11 protein-coding genes and 1 pseudogene are annotated in these 15,420 nt (G+C 71.7%); 5 read left to right on the top strand and 7 right to left on the bottom strand.

Translation table 11 applies throughout. The features are described from left to right. Positions 1-77 precede the first annotated feature (77 nt). Complete coding sequence (locus TU30_RS05575) at positions 78-1,523, top strand: PspC domain-containing protein (protein ID WP_042165258.1); 1,446 nt, start codon at positions 78-80, stop codon at positions 1,521-1,523. Beyond that, positions 1,510-1,743 carry a hypothetical protein gene (locus TU30_RS05570; protein WP_042165256.1) on the top strand — a complete coding sequence of 78 codons (234 nt, stop codon included), beginning with the start codon at positions 1,510-1,512 and terminating at the stop codon, positions 1,741-1,743. Before TU30_RS05575 ends, TU30_RS05570 begins: the two co-directional genes overlap by 14 nt. A 129-nt stretch (positions 1,744-1,872) precedes the next feature. Here TU30_RS05570 and TU30_RS05565 read toward each other — a convergent pair whose 3' ends face one another. The 3 genes and pseudogenes from TU30_RS05565 to TU30_RS05555 form a co-directional block, all read right to left on the bottom strand. After that, on the bottom strand, positions 1,873-2,391 hold the full coding sequence (locus TU30_RS05565) for a DoxX family protein (RefSeq protein ID WP_234307787.1): 519 nt from the start codon (positions 2,389-2,391) through the stop codon (positions 1,873-1,875). A 174-nt stretch (positions 2,392-2,565) separates the two neighbouring features. Then, on the bottom strand, positions 2,566-3,846 hold the full coding sequence (locus TU30_RS05560) for a hypothetical protein (protein ID WP_042165252.1): 1,281 nt from the start codon (positions 3,844-3,846) through the stop codon (positions 2,566-2,568). A gap of 235 nt (positions 3,847-4,081) precedes the next feature. Further along, positions 4,082-4,876 (bottom strand): annotated as a pseudogene (locus TU30_RS05555) (class II aldolase/adducin family protein). 206 nt (positions 4,877-5,082) lie between these two features. Between TU30_RS05555 and TU30_RS05550 the strand changes: the two are divergent. After that, positions 5,083-5,556: a pyridoxamine 5'-phosphate oxidase family protein gene (locus TU30_RS05550; protein WP_042165250.1), complete on the top strand. Its 474-nt coding sequence runs from the start codon at positions 5,083-5,085 to the stop codon at positions 5,554-5,556. Positions 5,557-5,618: 62 nt separating this feature from the next. On the opposite strand, the gene guaA is transcribed toward TU30_RS05550, so the two are convergent. Beyond that, positions 5,619-7,199, bottom strand: coding sequence for a glutamine-hydrolyzing GMP synthase (guaA, locus tag TU30_RS05545; protein WP_042165248.1), 1,581 nt, complete (start codon positions 7,197-7,199; stop codon positions 5,619-5,621). Between the two features lie 340 nt (positions 7,200-7,539). On the opposite strand from guaA, the gene TU30_RS05540 reads away from it, so the two are divergent. Both TU30_RS05540 and TU30_RS36405 read left to right on the top strand, forming a co-directional pair. Next, complete coding sequence (locus TU30_RS05540; protein WP_042165245.1) at positions 7,540-7,869, top strand: chorismate mutase; 330 nt, start codon at positions 7,540-7,542, stop codon at positions 7,867-7,869. Between the two features lie 796 nt (positions 7,870-8,665). After that, positions 8,666-9,730: a hypothetical protein gene (locus TU30_RS36405; RefSeq protein ID WP_042165243.1), complete on the top strand. Its 1,065-nt coding sequence runs from the start codon at positions 8,666-8,668 to the stop codon at positions 9,728-9,730. A 119-nt stretch (positions 9,731-9,849) separates the two neighbouring features. On the opposite strand, the gene TU30_RS05530 is transcribed toward TU30_RS36405, so the two are convergent. The 3 genes from TU30_RS05530 to TU30_RS05520 form a co-directional block, all read right to left on the bottom strand. Next, the gene (locus TU30_RS05530) at positions 9,850-11,727 is read right to left on the bottom strand and encodes a GMC oxidoreductase (RefSeq protein ID WP_078878126.1); all 1,878 of its coding nucleotides are present in this window, start codon (positions 11,725-11,727) and stop codon (positions 9,850-9,852) included. Between the two features lie 51 nt (positions 11,728-11,778). Continuing rightward, entirely contained in the window at positions 11,779-13,392 is a 1,614-nt protein-coding gene (locus tag TU30_RS05525) for a succinic semialdehyde dehydrogenase (protein ID WP_042165242.1), read from the bottom strand. Positions 13,393-13,496: 104 nt separating this feature from the next. Then, the gene (locus TU30_RS05520; RefSeq protein WP_042165239.1) at positions 13,497-15,395 is read right to left on the bottom strand and encodes a serine/threonine-protein kinase; all 1,899 of its coding nucleotides are present in this window, start codon (positions 15,393-15,395) and stop codon (positions 13,497-13,499) included. Between the last annotated feature and the right edge of the window lie 25 nt (positions 15,396-15,420).

Genomic DNA, 15,420 nt, shown 5'->3' with positions numbered 1-15,420 from the left:
CCCTCAGGGCCGATATCAGGGTCCGGCCAGGGTCGTCCCGACTGCCGTCGCGGCGGCTCGCCCGCCACCATGGACCCATGACAGATCACGAGCACGCCGCGACGGGTCCGGGACCCGGCTCCGGCCCGCGCCCTCCCGGGGGTGCCGGGCCGCGGGAGGGCGCGCCTGCCGCAGGTACGGCAGGCGGTGGGGCGGCCGGGGAGACCGCGCCCGCCGGAGCTCCGCGTCCTCCGGGCGAACCACCCGTGCCCGAGCCGTCGCACCGTTTCCGGCGCGACCGCCGGCACCAGATGCTCGGCGGGGTGTGCTCCGGGCTCGGCCGGCAGTGCGACATGGACCCGGTGGTCTTCCGCATCACGCTGGCGGTGCTCTCCGTCACCGGTGGCGTCGGCCTCATCTTCTACGGCTTCGCCTGGCTCGTCGTCCCGTACGAGGGCGAGGAGGAGAACGGGGTCCGCAGGCTGCTGACCGGCCGGGTCGACGGCCACACGCTGGCGGCCGTGCTCTTCGCGCTGGTCGGCTGCGGTGTCTTCCTCAGCATGCTGAACAACGGCGGGTTGCTGAGTTTCGCCGTGATGCTCTCCCTGCTGCTCGCCGGCGCCGGGTACTGGTCGCGGCAGCGCGGTACCCCCAGCCCCGACCCCCTCGCCGCCCAGGCCGCGGCCGACGCCCCGCCGGAGCCCCAGGCACCGCCGGTTCCCGCCGCCTTCTCCTCGTGGTGGCGCGATCCCATCGTGAAGGACGGTACGCACATCGGGGGCACGGGCTACCTGTGGGGTCCCCGGGATTCCCGGGACGTGGACATCGCCTCCGTGGTCGACGTCAGACTCACCCCGCACTTCTCCGCCCGCGGCGGTTCATGCACCCCTCGCCGGCCGGTGAAGCCACGTGGCCCCCGCTGGATCGGCGGCTGGATCTTCCTGCTCGCCCTGCTCGCGGCCGGTCTCGGCACGGGCCTGACCTGGGCGGAGCAGCCGCTCGGCACCAGCCTGCAGACCGGCCTCGCGTGTGCGCTCGCCGTCTTCGGCATCGGTCTGGCGGTCAGCGCCTTCCTGGGCCGCACCGGAGCGGGGTCGATCCTCCTGGCAGTCATCACCGCGGGGCTGCTCGCCGCCTCGTCGGCCGTGTCCAAGGACATCGGCACCGAGTGGACGCGCACCACCTGGGAGCCCGCGTCGGTCGCCCGGATACGCCCGGTCTACGACCTGGGCACGGGCACCGGCATCCTGGATCTGTCCAAGGCACGGATACCCGGGGGAGAGACCGTGTCGACGCGGGCGAACGTCGGTGTGGGCCGCGTCCACGTGATCGTGCCCGAGGGCGTGACCGTGAGGCTCAGCATCGACGTGGGAGTGGGCGACATCCAACTGCCCGGCGACACACAGAAGGACGTGGACGTGGCACCGGGCAAGCACGAGGAACTGACCTTGCGGCCCCCTGCCGGCGTCAAGAGGGCGGGGACGCTCGACCTGGACGTCCACGTCGGTGCGGGACAGGTGGAGGTGAGCCGTGCTACGTCATGAGTTCCAGCCCGGCAGGCTGGTCGCCGGCCTCTTCCTGACCCTCGCCGCCGTGCTCTACGCAGGCGACGCGGGTGGCGCCTGGGAGACACCGTGGTTCGTCGCGATTCCGGTCGTCACGGGCGGTCTGTGCCTGGCCGGGGCAGTGGCCGCCGTGACGGCGCTGATACGCCGGCACAGACGCTCCGGCGGCCGGGAAACCCACGCGAAGTCACCGGCCTGACAAAGCGGCGCGACGCGGCGACAGCTCGGCGGGACGGCCTGGGAGGCGACCCGGCGCGAGGCGTCCCGGCCGACGGAATGGGCGGATCCATCCGGACGAGGGCGGATCCGCCCTGCGGAAAGCGTGGCCCTACCGGTAGTCCCCCGCCCGCTGTCGCCGTCGCAAGCGGAGTGCGGCGTCCACGGAGAGGAGGGGGGCGCCCGCCAGCAGCAGCGGAGTCCAGGCCATGAGGTAAGGGAGATCATTGCCGTAGTAGTAGGGCTCGGCGGCCCAGCTCACCGTCAGCCACAGGCTGAGGGAGATCAGCGCACCGCCGAGGGCGGCCAGCCGGGTGAGCAGGCCGATCAGGGTTCCGATCCCGACGGCCAGCTCGCCGAAGGCCATGGCATAGCCGAAGGCGACGGGACTCTCCAGGGACATGTCGACCAGTGCGGGAAGGGCCGAGGAGTCGCGGACGGCCCGCATCATGTCGCCGATCGACCCGGCCCCGGCGTCCTTCATGAACGCGCTGTCGGTGAGTTTGTCGATCCCCGCATAGAGGAAGGTGACGCCCAGAAATATTCGCAGAGGAAGGAGGGCGTACCGCGTGGCGGTCTCCCGCCGGCCTCTGTCGCCGTCGAGCGGGGGGCCGTAAGTATCCGCTCGCATACCGTGAGTCATCGCCGTCTGCCGCCTCTCGCCGCCGTACCGAGACCCCCCTCACCAGAGCATACGTACGACAATTGACACCGGATCAATCCAGGCCGTCCGGATTTTTTCGGACGTTCACCGGAGAGCGGACGTTCACCGGAGAGCAACGGAGGAGGCTCGAGAGGGACCGGCCTAGTCCGTCACGTCGATCGCGTACCGGTTCGTCTCCACCCCTGCCGCCGTGACGACCTGCACCTCGACCCGCCCCGGTTCCACGTCCGCCGGGACCGGAACCGTCAGCAGGGCGTCCGTCGGGTTGTCGAAGCCGCCTGCCACCGGCACCAGCGGTACGTGGACGTGCACGGCGCCCACCCGGACGACCATACGGGCCAGCCGGTCGGCTCCCTGCGCGCCCAGCGGCACGAAGCCGGCCCCGCGGATCTCGATGTCGTCGCCGGTCCGGATCGGCGCGTCCAGGTCACCGGCCTCCCGTGCCCGTACCACCGACAGGATCACCGGCCGGCCGCCCTCCGCGTACTTCCCGGCGAGATAGGTCGCCGCCGACACCAGCACGACCACGGCGAGCCCCCAGGGCAGGTCCGGCAGTTGGTCCGGCCGCCGCGCCAGCCGCACCGCCGCGAATGCCAGCGCGACGCCGCTGACCACGACGTACTGGATGTCGGCGAAGGCGCCCCGGCCCGCGTCGTCGGTCAGCAGATCGGCCGCCCGGGGCCGGTCCGCACGCACCTTCTGCAGCCGCTGCCCCTGCACGCGCAGCCCGACCACCCGCCGCACCACCACGGCGATCCCGCACACCACGGCGAGGACGGTCACCACACCCGCACCGCGGGCGAGTTCCAGCCCCGCGATCAACGCGTCACGTTGCCGGTGGTCGGAGGCGACGGCCAGTTGTCCGACCAGGACCAGCACCGCGTACGCCAGGAAGAGCACCCAGGCGGACGCCACCGCACGGGACGTGGAGAGGCGGTTGTCCTCCCCGACGACCGGGGCCAGGACCCCGCCGCGCGCCCGGTGGAACCAGGAGGCCGCGGTCAGCGCACCGGCGACCACCAGCGCCGCCAGCAGTCCGGCCGTGCGGGCGGCGCTCCATCCCGGGCCGATCGCCGTGAGCGCCTGGCCCAGGAGCAGCAGGACGACCGCCGACCAGACCACCACCACCGTCCGGCGCCACACGCGCACCAGCCAGACCACCTTCTCGGCCCGGCCGCGCCGGGCGACGAGTTCGGCGGCCTGCGCCAGCTCTTCCGAGATCCATTGGCGGGAGGCGGACGCCGAGTGGGCCACCGCCGCGGGCAGCCCGTGGCCGGCCGCGAACTCCTCGCGTTTCAGCAGGAACGCGGCGACCGCGCGCCGATGCCCCTCACGCGCTCCGTGCGGACAGTCCCCGCAGGCGCAACCGCCCTCGTGGGCGCCCGCCTCCGCGCCGCCCTGTCCCGCCTCCTGCACCGCCACGCCCGAAGCCCGCCTTCCCCGCATACACGTTCATGATCACGACCGCGTTTCCGGCCGCCTGTACCGGTGCAGACAACTCCCCTGCAACGAAAGCGAATTGTGCCCTACGTCCGGCCCTCTTCACCCGACAGGTCCGGTCCGTGGGAGTGAAGTCCGAGGCCTCATGTTGACCCGGCCGCAGGAGTTCCCCCACCCGGCACCTCAGGACGGGGCAGGCACCTCGGATCAGGTCAGGTCAGGTCAGCAGGTCGGGTTCGCTTCGGCCGATGTCCCGCCACATCGGCTGGTAGTTGATCCACGCCACCAGGTCCCCGCCCAACTGCTCCCGCGTCGCCACCGCCTGCCGGTGGTCGATCAGCACGGGCCGGCCCGCCGCCTTCGCGCCGAGTTGCACCTGGCAGGAACGTTCCGTGGACACGAACCACCAGGCCGCCGCGTCCACCGAGTCTCCCACGGTGAGCAGCCCGTGATGGCGCAGCACCAACGCCTTGCGAAGGCCGAGCACGGCCGCGATGCGCCGGCCCTCGTGCGCGTCGACGGTGACACCGCTGCAGGTGTTGTAGAGGGTGTGGTCCTCGTAGCACGCGCAGCTCTCCTGGCTGATCGGGTCGAGCAGGTCGCCGAGGGCGGCGAGCGCGCGGCCGTGCACCGAGTGGCAGTGGGCGACGACGTCGGGCCGCGCCATGTGCACCTACGCGTGCATGGCGAACGCCGCCTGGTTGACGTGGTGGCCGCCCTGGACCACCTGACCGTCCCGGTTGGCGAGCACCAGGTCGCTCACGGTGACGTACCGGAAGGGCATCCCGAACGGATTGCCCCAGAAGCAGTCCGTGAACCAGGGATCGCGTGCGGCGATGTGCCCGGAGACGCCGTCCTCGAAGCCGAGCCGTCCGAACAGCCGCAGTGCGCCCGCGAGCCGCTCCTTGCGGTGCCGGCGCTCGTCCTCGGCCGACTCCTGCAGGGGCGGCATGGCGAACCGCAGCCGGTCGGTGGGCAATGGCAGGGGCGGGGGCGGGGTCTGCCCGTGCACAAGTCCTCCAGCAGGGGGGCGCACGGTGCGGAAGTCACCGTCGTGCAGTCATGGACGACAGATCGATTCCGCAAAGATCCGGTGCGACGCGACAAAGGCGACACCCGGGCGCCGCCATCGGGAAGCCGCCGTCCGGAGGACCCCCGTCCGGAGGACTCGGCGGATACCCGACACAAGACGTCCGGTATCCCCGCCACACTCGGCCCATGAACACGAACTGGGAGGCCTTCGCCACCGCCGAGCCCGCCCTCGCGAAGACCGTGGAGGAGCGCTTCGCCACGCACACCCACCACGTCCTCGCCACTCTGCGCAAGGACGGGTCGCCGCGCACCACCGGCCTGGAGGTGCGTTTCCTGAACGGCGAGCTGTGGCTCGGCATGATGCCGGGCTCGTTCAAGGCACTCGACCTGCGCCGCGACCCGCGCTTCGCGCTGCAGGCGAATCCCGGTTCGGGCACGGGCATGGGCGGCGGGGACGTCCGGATCAGCGGCCGGGCAGTCGAGGTCGAGGACGAGGAGAGCCGGCGCGGATACACCGAGGAGGTGGAACCGCCGGAGCCGTTCCACCTCTTCCGCACCGAGGTGACGGAGGTCGTACGGACCTGTGTGGAGGACGAGACGTATCTCGTCCTCCAGGTCTGGAAGCCCGGTGAGCCGGTGCGCACGCTCAAGCGGACCTGAAAGGCCCGCCAGGCCCTACAAGGGCCTGGCGGGACGTGACAGGGACCACTCCCCGCCGGGCGTCACTCCCACTCGATGGTCCCCGGCGGCTTGGACGTCACGTCGAGGACGACGCGGTTGACGTCCCGTACCTCGTTGGTGATGCGGGTCGAGATCTTCGCGAGGACGTCGTACGGCAGCCGCGACCAGTCGGCGGTCATGGCGTCCTCGGAGGACACCGGACGCAGGACGACCGGGTGGCCGTAGGTCCGGCCGTCGCCCTGGACCCCGACGCTGCGGACGTCCGCGAGCAGGACCACCGGGCACTGCCAGATGTCCCGGTCGAGGCCGGCCTCGGTGAGTTCCTCGCGGGCGATGGCGTCGGCCTCGCGCAGCAGGTCGAGCCGCTCCTTGGTCACCTCGCCGACGATACGGATGCCGAGTCCGGGGCCGGGGAACGGCTGGCGCTGGACGATCTCGTCGGGCAGGCCGAGCTCCTGGCCGACCCGCCGGACCTCGTCCTTGAACAGCTGGCGCAGCGGCTCGATCAGCTGGAACTCGAGGTCCTCGGGGAGCCCGCCGACGTTGTGGTGCGACTTGATGTTGGCGGTGCCGGTGCCGCCGCCGGACTCGACGACGTCCGGGTAGAGGGTGCCCTGGACCAGGAACTCCACGGCCGGGCCCGCGTCCGCGATGATCTCGGCCTGGGCCTGCTCGAAGACCCGGATGAACTCGCGGCCGATGATCCTCCGCTTCTCCTCGGGGTCCGAGACGCCCTTGAGCGCGGCCAGGAACCGCTCCGACGCGTCGACGACCTTCAGCTGGACGCCGGTCGCGGCCACGAAGTCCTTCTCGACCTGCTCGGTCTCGCCCTTGCGCATCAGGCCGTGGTCGACGTACACGCAGGTCAGCTGCGAACCGATGGCCTTCTGGACGAGGGCCGCGGCGACCGCGGAGTCCACTCCGCCGGACAGGCCGCAGATGGCGCGCCGGTCGCCGACCTGCTCGCGGATCGCGGCGACCTGCTCCTCGATGACGTTGCCGGTGGTCCAGTCCGGGCTCAGGCCGGCGCCCCGGTACAGGAAGTGCTCCAGCACCTGCTGCCCATGCGTGGAGTGCATGACCTCGGGGTGGTACTGGACGCCGTAGAGCTTCTTGGCGTCGTTCTCGAAGGCGGCGACCGGGACGACGTCCGTGGACGCCGTGACGGCGAAGCCCTCGGGGGCGGCGGAGCAGGCGTCGCCGTGCGACATCCACACCGTCTGCTCCTCCGGGGTGCCCTCGAAGAGGGTGGAGGCCGCCTTGGAGACGTGCAGTCCGGTGCGGCCGTACTCACGGGAGCCGGTGTTGTCCACCTGGCCGCCGAGGGTCTGCGCCATGAGCTGGAAGCCGTAGCACATGCCGAAGACCGGGACGCCGGCCTCGAAGAGCGCACGGTCGACGGTGGGGGCACCCTCCTCGTACACGGACGAGGGGCCGCCGGAGAGGATGATCGCCGCCGGGTTCTTGGCGAGGATCTCCGCGACCGGCATGGTGCTCGGCACGATCTCGCTGTAGACCCGGGCCTCGCGGACGCGACGGGCGATGAGCTGGGCGTACTGCGCGCCGAAATCGACGACCAGGACGGTGTCGGGCGCGTGGGCAGCGGAAGTCGCTGATGACACGAGGTGCCTTCCGGCGGTGGGGCGGGATCTGGTGCCTTCCGATTCTACCGGGAGGCGCGTGCCCGCCCTCTCCCTCACTCCCGGTGCCCGCGCGGTGGAGCCCGTCTCAGCATGCGACCCGTGTTGGCCGGCCGGGGACCGCGCGGCATACTGGGCCCATGCTCACGCACCCGACCTTCCTCTTTACCTATGGCAACCGGCCCACCGGCTGCCATGGTCGTGCTGCTTGAGTCACTGACGAGCACCTTCCCAGGCGCCCCGGGCCGACAAGGTCCGGGGCGCCTGACGTTTTCGGACCATGTACCCGGGCACTCCGCACCGTCCGACGAGGAGCCCCGACATGACGACAACCACCACAGCCACCACGGCGACCACGGTCACCACCGAAGCCGCGAGCACCGAGAAGACCGGCGCCCGCACCGCCGAGGCCGCCGGTGTGATCACCGGCGCGCGCGAGCGGATCGACGCGCTCGACGATCGGATCATCGGCCTGGTCCAGGAGCGGATGGCCGTGTCGGTCGTCATCCAGCAGGAACGGATCACCTCCGGCGGCCGGCGGGTGAACCTCTCCCGGGAGATGGAGGTCCTCGGCCACTACAGGGATGCCCTGGGCAAGCCCGGCACCACGCTCGCGATGACCCTGCTGGAGCTGTGCCGCGGCAGGATCTGACTCCCGGCCGCCGGCGCCGAACCCCCGTTCCGGTACAGACGTACGCACCCCTTACAGACGTACGCGTCCCTTCTCACCCGTACGGTGCGTGACCGGGACCGGGATCGCGCCGTTGGTACCGGTGTCCGTGTCAGCCAGGGGCGGGCCCGACAGAACCACGCGTGGCTCGCCGGAGCGAGGAGACGTGCGGCTCGTGCCGTGCGTCGTGGGACCTCGCTCCGGACCGGTGACCGGACGGCAGGGGACAGCAGCCCGGTCACCCGGTAGAACGGTCGGCTCCGGGGACGCCCGGAGCCGACCGGCGGGCCAGGCCCCGGTCCGGTCGGAATCACCATCGGACGAGCAGAACCACACCAGACGGCAGACGATCGACACTCAAAACAGTCTCCGCTCATGACCGTCCATGGCCGTTCGAGACCAGCGGCGCCGCCCCCTTGGTGCCGCTCCGGCACCGGCGCTTCCCTGACGCCGGTGCTGACGCAGGAAGGGCCCCGCGACTCCGGCCGGCGGGGCCCTTCCTCTGCCGGGCGACGGAGTTCGCGCCAGGTACGGGAGACCCTGCCGCAGCCCTCATCGGCTCCGCGCACCTCCCTGCCCAGGTCGCACGGGCGCCCGAGCGGACCACACCCCTCAAGTGATCCACATCACATAAAAATTATGTCAGGCCCGGGACAACCCTTCGCAGGGTTCGGTGATCAAACGCACCGGAACCACGGGCCACTCCCGCGCCCCACCGCGGAGGCCTCCACCCGACGCGTGCCGCAACCGGCGGTACACCCGACTTCCTGAGGTCTTCATGAAGCTCCGCCGCGCCATGGCTGTCGCCGCCGCGACAGCAGTGACAGTCCCGGCAGCGCTCCTCGCGGCTCCGGCCGCCTACGCCACCGAGTCGACAAGCCCGTCGCCGACCGTCACTTCGACCGACGCCCCCGGGGCGAGCGAGGAGGAGGAGACGGACGCCCCGCCGGCCACGACCGGTCCCACCGACGGCCCGGGCACCCCCGGCGACACCGAGACCGACGGCACCGAGACCGACGAGCCCGGGAACGACGAGGGGCCGGAGCCCACGCCCAGCGACTCCGAGGACGAGGACGAGGACGAGGCGGAGCCGACTCCGAGCACCTCCGTCTCTCCGACCAGCCCGGCGCCGAGCACGTCCGCGCCGGAGGAGTCGGAGTCTCCGGAACCCGAGCCGTCCGTGTGCGAGGACACCAAGGTCGACGTGGGCGTCTCCGGCCTGCCCGGCAGGATCGTCGCGGGCAGTGGCTGGCACGAGTTCTCGCTGGACGTGGTGAACAACTCCGACTCGACGCTCGAGAACCTCGACTACTTCGCCGGAGCCGCCGCCGGCGCGGACGGCGCGGACCTCTTCAAGAGCAAGCAGATCGAGCTGCAGGTCTGGAACCCGGACGGCAGGAGCTGGGCCACCCTCGACGAGGACGGCTACGCGGTCGGTTACATCGGCTACAGCACCGAACTCGAGGCCGACTACCAGGTCAACATCCCGATGCGGCTCAACGTGAAGGCCTCCGCCCCGGTCGGCGCCGACTTCACCCTCGGCGCGACCATCTACGGCGACAGCGACGGCGCGTGCACCGACTACGGCTCCATGGCGTACAGGTTCCAGATCGTGGGCGCCGGTACGGACACGGACGGCACCAGGCCGCAGGAAGGCGGCAAGGCGCCCGTCGCCGACAAGAAGCCGGTCCGCAGCAACACCCCGAAGGTCACCGGCAGCCTCGCCGAGACGGGCGCCGGCTCCGACCTGCCGATGATCAGCTTCGTCAGCGGTCTCGCCCTCGTGGCCGGCACCGGCGCGGTGTACCTGGTGCGCCGCCGCAAGGCCGGCTCGGTGGCGTAAGCACGCCGTACGGCGGTTGACGCCGGACCAGGCAAGGTGAAGGACCTGCGCTCGGAGGGGGGCGCAGGTCCTTCACCCTTTCCCGCCCCTCCCGGCCTTCCCGTCCGCCCCTTGCCGGCCTACTTCTTCGGCGGCATCGCCGGCATCCCCAGGAACGGCAGCTTCAACGCTCCGAAGGCGTCCGCCGGGACCGCCGGGGACCTGGGCTCGACCGGCTGGAGCCGCTCGTAGGCCGCGCCCTGTTCCGGCCGCCGGTCGGGCTCGCCCCTGTTGGGCCAGTACGACATCGCCCGCTCGGCCTGGGCCGTGATCGTCAGGGACGGGTTCACCCCCAGGTTCGCCGAGACCGCCGCTCCGTCCACGACGGAGATGCCGGGGTGGCCGTAGAGCCGGTGGTACGGGTCGATCACGCCGGTCTCCCGGTCGGAGCCGATGGGGCAGCCTCCCAGGAAGTGGGCCGTGAGCGGCATGCCCGTCAGCTCGCCGATGTTGGAGCCGGCGAAACCGTTGATCTCGGCGGCCAGGGCGGACGCGCCCTCCGTGGCCGCCTTGATCTGCTTGGGGTTGGCGGCACCGTGACCCTGCCGGGCGGTGAGCAGCCCGCGCCCCGGGCCGGACGGCTTCAGGTACGTCGTCAGGGAGTTGTCCAGCGACTGCATCACCAGACCGATGATGGTCCGTTCCGACCAGCGCCGGTTGGAGAGCGAACGCACCAGCAGCCAGGGGTGTTTCGCCGCGTTGCCCAGCCAGCCCAGGACCCTGGCCGGGCCCGATTCGCGGCCCGCGTAAGGAACCTGGAGGATCGAGAGGCCGCCCATCGAGTTCGAGCCGCGGCCATAGCGGACCGGCTCGATGTGGGTGTTCTCGTCGGGGTGGATGGACGACGTGATGGCCACACCGCGGGTGAAGTCGGCCTTGGGCGCACCGGACACCTTGCGATAACGGCGGTCGTCGGTCTGCGCGCCGACGAGCGCCTCGGAGTTGGTCCGGGTCAGCTCCCCCAGCCTGTCCGAGAGGTGCGGCAGTTGTCCGTTCGCCTTCATGCGGTGCAGCAACGTCTGGGTGCCGTAGGTGCCGGCGGCCAGCACGACCCGGCGGGCCCGGAAGGTCCGGCCGTCGCCCTTGCGGCGCTTGTCGGTGGGGAGGGTGGCGACGGCGAATCCGCCCTGCGAGTCCTCCGTCACCGACATGGCCGTCGTCATGGGGTGGACGACCGCGCCGGTCTTCTCGGCGAGGTGCAGGTAGTTCTCGTTGAGGGTGTTCTTCGCGCCGTGCCGGCAGCCCGTCATGCACTCGCCGCACTCGGCGCAGGCCCGGCGCGCCGGCCCCGCCCCGCCGAAGTACGGGTCGGGCACCTCCTGCCCCGGCTTCGCCTTCGCCGTCGCCTTCCCTCCGGCGTCCTCGCCGTCGCCGAAGAAGACGCCGACCGGGGCCATGTGGAAGGTGTCTCCCACACCCATCCGCTCGGCCGCCGCCTTCAGGTGCACGTCGGTCGGGGTCGTCGTCGGATTGAGCCGTACGCCCAGCATGCGCTGCGCCTGGTCGTAGTACGGCTTCAGCTCCTCCTGCCAGTCGGTGATGTCGCGCCACTGCGGGTCCTCGAAGAAGGGTTTCGGCGGTACGTACAGGGTGTTGGCGTAGTTGAGGGAACCGCCGCCGACGCCCGCGCCGGCCAGGACCATGACGTTGCCCAGCAGGTGGATGCGCTGGATGCCGTACATGCCCAGCCCGGGAGCCCACAGATAGTTCTTCAGGTCCCAGGAGTTCTTCGGGAGGGACGCGCGGGTGAAGCGGCGGCCCGCCTCCAGGACACCGACGCGGTACCCCTTCTCGGTCAGGCGCAGGGCCGTGACGGAGCCGCCGAAGCCCGAGCCGACGACGAGGACGTCGTAGTCGTACGCGGAGGAGGAGGCGGAGGAGGAGGCGGCGGAGGCGGTGGACGCGGTGTCGTCTTCGCGTTCGTCGTTCCGTTCCTGGGCGGAGTTCTCCTGTGACACGTGCTCTCCTCGTTGAAAGCTGCGGTGCCGGCCCGGTCGGCGCGGGGTCGGCTAGCGGAAACGGAACGCCTTCATCAGACGCAGGCTGCGGCTCATGAACGCCGCGTACTGCTCGTCGTCCATGCCGAAGGCGGGGGCCATGGGCAACAGCCTCTGGTGGGCGACGGTCTGGGCCTCCGTGTACTTGAGGATGCCCTCGGAACCGTGCCGGCGGCCGAGGCCGGAGTCCTTCATGCCGCCCATCGGCGACTGGACGCTGCCGTAGGCGGGCGCGTACCCCTCGTTGATGTTCACCGTGCCGGTGCGCAGCCGGGCGGCCACCTCGCCGCCGCGCCGGGCGTTCTTCGTCCAGACCGAGGAGTTCAGCCCGTACGGGGTGGAGTTGGCGCGTTCGACGGCCTCGTCGTCGGATCCGAAGCGGTAGACGGAGACGACCGGGCCGAAGGTCTCCTCCGCGCAGACGCTCATGGACTCGTCGACGCCGTCGAGGATGGTCGGCTCGTAGAAGTAGGGGCCGATGTCCGGGCGTGCCGTGCCGCCCGCGAGCACCTTGGCGCCCTTGGCGACGGCGTCGTCCACGTGCCGGGTGACCGCCTCCAGCTGGCGTTCGCCGACCAGGGAGCCCATGTCGGCGCCGTAGGCCAGGGAGGTGCCGAGGCGGATCGCGCGGGTCCGGGCGGCGAAGCGCTCCAGGAAGGCGTCGGCGACCGACGCGTGGACGTACAGCCGCTCGATGGAGATGCAGAGCTGGCCCGCGGAGGAGAAGCAGGCGCGGACGGCACCCGCGGCTGCCCTGTCCAGGTCGGCGTCCTCCAGGACCAGCATGGCGTTCTTGCCGCCGAGCTCCAGGGACACCCCGACCAGCCGGGCGGCGGCGATCTGGGCCACCTCGCGGCCGGTGCGGGTGGAGCCGGTGAAGGAGACGTAGTCGGCGCGCTTGACGACCTCCGGACCGACGACGGGTCCCTCGCCGAGCACGACCTGGAAGACGTCGGCGGGCAGTCCGGCCTCGATCAGCAGGTCACGGGCCCACAGGGCGGTGAGGCAGGTCTCCGTGTCGGGCTTCATCACGACCGCGTTGCCCGCGACGAACGCCGGGAGCGCGTCGCCGACGGACAGTTCGAGCGGATAGTTCCAGGGGGCGATCTGGCCGACGACACCGCGCGGGTGACGCCGCTCGACGGCCTTCGTGAGGGCCGGCATGGCGCCCGCGTGCCGCTTGGGCCGGAGGTACGCGGCGGCCCTGCGGCCGTAGTGACGGGCGGCGACGGCGACGCCCTGGACCTCCTCGTGGGCGTGCAGGCGGGCCTTGCCGGTCTCCAGCTGGATCAGGTCGAGCACCTCGGCCTGGCGTTCCAGAAGCAGGTCGTGGAAGCGGAGCAGCACGCCCGCGCGCTGCCGCACCGGGGTCCGCTCCCACACGGCCTGGGCGGCGCGGGCCGCCTCGAAGGCCCGCCGCACGTCCTCGGGGGTCGACTCGGGCAGGTCGGCCAGCTTCTCACCGGTGAAGGGCGTGTGATTGGCGGTCAGCCCGGACCCGACGACCCCTTTGGTGAGCTGGGCGACCAGCTCGGGTGTGACCACGTCGGCCGCGGTGCGGGCGCCCTCCGGGGCGGCGGCGGGAGGATTGGTACCGGTCGTGTACCGGGTCTGCGCGTCCGTCATGAGCCGCAGGGTATGCCCACGCGAACACTTTGTGTACCCGTCGGTAACAGATTCACCGACTGCTCACACACCGCGCCAGTGAAAGCTGGCAGCAAAGCCGCTGATCAGGGCGTTGCCGACCGGACCGCTCCGATCTCGAGCCGATCGCGGGCGCCCTTGAACACCGCCGTCCCCTCCTTCTCCCTGGGCGTGCCGGCGGGCATGTCGACACGGAGCTCGTACATGCGGCCGCCTTCGACGAGGATCATCAGCTGCATGACCCGGACGCGCCGCTCGTCCGGGCCGTACGTCGTGTCGACGAGGACGGCTTCGTGCCCCTCGAAGTCGGTACGGGTGTACTGCGTGCGCGCGTCCCCCTCGTACGCGTCCCAGTCCGCGTGCGCCTGTCGCGCCTGGGCCATCGGGGACCGGGGGGCCCGGTCCCACTGGGTGAGGCGGACGTCGACGCCGTCCCGGGAGTTTCCGTCGTTGAACCCGTAGACCACGATCCTGGGCTGATCGCGCGCACCGCCTTGCCGGGCGAACTCCTGGTAGTCGTGCGGGAGGGAGAGGACGGCGGCCATGGAGGTCTCGCGGTGGGCGGTCCAGAGGGGCGCGGCGGGGGCGACCGTGGGGGTGGACATCGGGGTGGCGGAAGCGGGAGGGGTCCGCTCGGTGGCCGCCTCCGTGTCCGACACGAGGGTGGCGGCGGACCAGGCACCACCCACGAGCAGAGCACCGAGGGTCGCCACCGGGGCGGGACGGAGAAGACGGCGCGCGAGGGGCGGGAGCACAGGGGTACCGCGGCCTGGGGTGCCGGGACCGGAGGTCCCGGGAGCAGGGGTGAACTCGGGCTCGGGCTCGGGCTCGGAGACGTCGGGCCTCGGCTCGGACCCCGGGATCGACTCGGACATCGACTCCGACTCCGGCTCGGGCTTGGGAATCGGTTCAGGTATTGACTCGGGCCCCGGCTCCGGTCTCGGCTCCGGTACGTGTGGGCCCTCCTCGAGTGCGGGTGCCGACACCGGTACCGGTACCCGTGCTGCGCCGGAGCCGCCCAGCCGCACCGTCCCGGCGTCGTCCGCCAGCTCTCTCATCCCGGAGGCGTCCTGGCTCCTCGCCCCGGATGCCGTGGACGCGGGTTCCGGCCATCTGCTCGTCGCCGCTTCCAGCTCCGCGGCGGCCGCCTCCGCGTCCGGCCGGTCCTCGGGCTCCTTCGCCAACAGCCTCACGATCAGCGGCTCGAGCCCGCCTGCCTGCTTCGGCTCGGGCGTGTCCTCGGTGATGATCGCGGCGAGTGTGGACTCCAACGTCGTACGGCGGAACGGGGACCAGCCCTCGACCGCGGCGTACAGCAGAACACCCAGGGACCACAGGTCGGAGGCGGGGCCGGCGAGGCGGCCGGACATCCGCTCGGGGGCGACGAACTCCAGCGAGCCGATGAACTCCCCGCTGGCCGTGAGGGATTCCTCGCCCTGGACGTGGGCGATGCCGAAGTCGGTGAGGACGACACGCCGGTGCGGTCCGAGCAGGACGTTGGCGGGCTTCACATCGCGGTGCACGATGCCGACGACGTGCGCCGCCCGCAGTGCGCCGAGGACGGCGAGGCCGATGCGGGCGGCCTCGGCGGGCGGCAGCGGACCGCGTTCGAGCAGCTCGTGCAGCGACTCGCCGCGGACCAGCTCCATGACGATCCAGGGGAGTCCGTTGGTGCCGTCCCTCCCCTCCGGCTCCTTGGTCCCGTCCTCCTCGACCACGACGTCGTGGATGGCGACCGCGGCGGGATGGTCGACGCGGGCGGCGGCACGGGCCTCGCGGTGCAGCCGGTGGGCGGCCCGCCGGTGCCTCTCGTCCCCGGGGTGACCCGGTAACCGCGGCTGCTTCACGGCGACCTCACGCCGGACGAGTTCGTCGAGCGCCCGCCAGACCGTGCCCATGCCACCGGAGCCGATCTGCTCGATCAGCCGGTAGCGGCCGCCGACCAGGCGGCCCCGGGCGTCCGTCGCGCCACCGTCGTTGCTCATGCCCCATCAGTACCGTGCGGGGCAC

It is taken from the genome of Streptomyces sp. NBRC 110035 (assembly GCF_000829695.1).
In the GTDB taxonomy this organism is placed as follows: domain Bacteria; phylum Actinomycetota; class Actinomycetes; order Streptomycetales; family Streptomycetaceae; genus Streptomyces.
Note: the sequence above shows the minus strand (reverse complement) of the source record. Positions and strands in the feature narration are given on the sequence as shown.